Below are 3482 nucleotides of genomic sequence, written 5' to 3' on the forward strand. Positions count from 1 at the left end.
CGGGGCCCTAAAGGGCCTAGGGAATTCCTTACGGAATTCCCCGCAACGTGGATTCCCCTTCGGGGAATCCGTGCGTGGTGCTGTCGAATTCCCTTCGGGAATTCTTGGTTTGGCGTTTTTGAATTTCGTTCCGAAATTCGGGGTGGTGGGTTTTTTGGTTTGGGGTGACTCCCTTTCGGGAGTCGTGGTGTTGGGTTTGGCTCCCCGCGTTGCGGGGAGCTGGGCCGCCTTCGGCGGCTTGGTGGTGTGGTGGGGTGTCAGGCCCGTTGGGCCTATGGTGTGTTGGTTTGTGGCTTGCAAGCTGGGAAGGTTCGGCTGCGGGGTGGTGCCGGCCGGAGTGGGCCGCCTTTCGGCGGCGTGGTTTCCGGGTGCGCCTTCGGCACTGTTGCTTGCATTCACCCGGCTATTTCACGGGTGCGCTGACCCGGCATTTCCATGCCGAGCCCTGGGTGCGTGAACCAGTTTATCACGCGCCATTGATCGGGCATTATAGGGGCGCATTCTGCCGGGGCCGATCGGCCTTTCAGGCCGCTCCTCAACGTGTGCGCTCCACTCGCTGATCTGACATCACGTCAGAGAATTTATGGAATGCGAATTCCCGACACGAAAACCACCACCAGATATCCCCCACACCCCCAAGGGGCGCCTACGGCACCCCAACCGACACCACCCCAACAACCACCAACACCACACCGACACACACCACCTGAACCACCACCAGAACCAGGCCTGGCCGGCCGGGCGGCAGGCCAGAACGGCCGGCAGGAACGGCGGGGCCAGCAGGGCTGGAAGGCAGCCACGCAGATGCGCCGACGCAAGGAGCTGACGAGGCGCCGCGGCACGGAAGCTGAGGAGAGCAGGCGATCTAGGATGCTGGTCGTCCTACCCGGAGCGATCAGCTCCATCTGGCAACGGAGGCAGGGGTCATGAGGGTTCATTCGATAGCTGCACGAGACTTCCTCTCCTTCGCTGCCCTCAATCTCCCCCTTCGCCCAGGCACAACGATCATCACCGGACCGAACGGGGCCGGGAAGTCGAACCTCGGAGCCGCTCTGGCCCTCCCCCTTGTGCTGCTCGCGCACGGACTGCGCGGCCCCCAGAACTCAGACGCTCTGGATCTGTTCCAGCAGGCAGGACGGGACGGAGCGGGGGCCTTCACCGTCAGTCTCGACATCGAACTCGACCAGCCCTGGGAGCAGGAACTGGTCCGACTGTTCGTCGAGGCGGCCATCGCGACCGCGGCCTTGGAGAACTCGTCCGACGTTTCGAGCGTCCCGCAGCACGTGGCCCTCAGCCTGTTCGCGCAGCTTGGCGTGCCGGCTGACTCCGTGAGCTCCTTGCTCCGAGGCAAGCTGGAGGTTGCCTACAGTGCCCGTCATCCCGGTCTGTGGTGGGCCGCGTGGAACTTCGAACACAACGGGCAGCAGATGCAGCTGGGCCTCAAGGGGCCAGCTGCGGGACGACTTCAGTGGGGCCACATGGCCCCGTGGATCGACAATGCCGTTGCATCAGCCCGACGAGCCGTCCCACCGCTGGGTTACAACCCCAGCGACGCTGCCAGGGTGCCTGCCATGCAGGTGCTTCAGTCGATCCTGCGGGAGGAGTACTCCCCGCTGGCGGATAAGCCCCAGCCGTCCGCGGTGGACTTCAGCCTCATGCTCAACACGCTCGATGAGACCGGCGCATTCACCATGGAGGTTTCAGGCGTCACCAACGGCAATGCCGTCGAGCCGGACAGCCTCGGTGCCCTGGCCCGGGCCCTGAACCTCGAGCAGCAGAGCCGTGAAGGACGGACTCGCTTCGACTTCCGCTTCATCCTGGCGGAGGTGCTACGTCGATCCCTCGTCCTGACGGACAACCGCCGGCTGCCCTTGCAACGCCACTTCCCGCTGGCTGACCTGGCCTCACCGGTCGATCTGCGCGACGGCAGCGCGGTGGCCGGAGAGTTGTACCGGCTCAAAAATGGCAGCCCAAACGAGCAGCAGCGTTTCGAACATGCGCGACGGCTCTTCACAGAGATCACCGATCTGCCGTTGCGGCTGAGGAGCAACCCAGCCGACGAAACATCCCTCACGATCGACATCCTGGTCGGGCCCGACGAGCATGCCCGAGTCGCCCAATTCGCCGGAGCCGGCATCCAGGAAGCGCTGTTGCTGGCCACCTTGATCGCCGGAGAACCCGGCCGCGTAGTCGTCCTCGACGAGCCCGCGGTGAACCTGCACCCAACCATGCAGCGGAGGCTCTCCCGCCACCTCACCGATGTCCAAGGGCTCGTGATCACCCACAGCCCAGACCTGATCCCGTGCTCCAACATCGACGACCTGGACAGGGTGGTCCGGCTCACTGGACACGCCACCGGCACCCAAGTCGCCTCCCTGCCGGCACAGAACAGGAAGGGCCTGAACAACTGGCTCCAGAACCTGCTGCTCACCGACGTACGGGCCCTGCTCTTCGCCTCCGGCGTCATCCTGTGCGAAGGCGCCACCGACCTGGGCGCCCTCGGGCGGTGGTGGGCTGACGGGTCAGCCGGCCACGGCGACCCCGAGGGCGCCAACATCGCGCTGGTGGACGTCGGCGGCGACAACAACTTTGGCGGGTACATCAACTACCTCGAGGCCTTCCAGATCCCCTGGGCGGCAGTCGCCGACGGCCCCGCCTTCTGGCCGCCCAGCGGGCTGAACAAGCAGCTCACCAAGCTCGGCCTGGCCCCCGACGAACGGCCCGGCAACGACGCCGTCTTCGACGTCTGGCTCGGATACCTGAACCGCGCCGGGATCTTCACCGTCGCTACCTCCTTCGGGAAGGACCCAGAGAAGTCCGGAGAGTTCGAGGCCTTCCTGAAGCGGCTGGACGAACAGCTCCTTGAGCGAGCACAGCAAGAACAGGGCAACAGCAAGCCACGTGTGGGCGCCGCGTTCGCTGCGGCGCACACCGATATCCCCCAGGAAGTCGCCGCCCTGTACAAGCAGATCCGCGCCCACCTGAGCGCCAAGGGGACCAGGCAAGCCGATCAGAGCGGGTAGCCCCGCCCAAGTCAGCTGTCCTCCAGCCAGGGGGCGCGCCCGTTGGGCAGGGGTGCGCTCCACTCGCGGATCTGCGTGCTCGCCAGCCTCCAGGTGAAGTCTCCCCGGAGGCCGTCCCAGCAGTTCCGTTCGCCGAACGGTCACGGTGACCTGTTCGGCGAACGCTTCCGCGAATCTCCCATTTCGGACAGTCAAGGGTGACCTGCGGTCTTGGGATTGGAAACAGGTAGTCAGTCAGCCTGCTCTCCCGTCAGCTTTTGTCGTTTGGGCTTGTCAGGACCTGTCGTACGACAAACCAGACGTCCAGACTGAACCGCAAGCATCGATCCATCACGGCCCGCCGCCACAAGGTGGGGGATGAGGTGCATCCTGAACCGCACCGGTTCGAATGGAGACTCGATTCTCTGAGAGGATTGAGTCATGGCACGTCCCTCCCCTTACCCCGCTGAGCTGCGGCGT

General features: G+C 64.9%; 1 protein-coding gene. It reads left to right on the forward strand.

Annotated elements, in window-relative coordinates; genetic code table 11:
• The first annotated feature begins 1067 nt into the window (after positions 1-1067).
• The gene (locus ABH931_RS39600) at positions 1068-3023 is read left to right on the forward strand and encodes an ATP-dependent endonuclease (protein ID WP_370124838.1); all 1956 of its coding nucleotides are present in this window, start codon (positions 1068-1070) and stop codon (positions 3021-3023) included.
• Positions 3024-3482: the final 459 nt, after the last annotated feature.

The sequence above is a fragment of the Streptacidiphilus sp. MAP12-33 genome, assembly GCF_041261265.1.
GTDB lineage: Bacteria > Actinomycetota > Actinomycetes > Streptomycetales > Streptomycetaceae > Streptacidiphilus.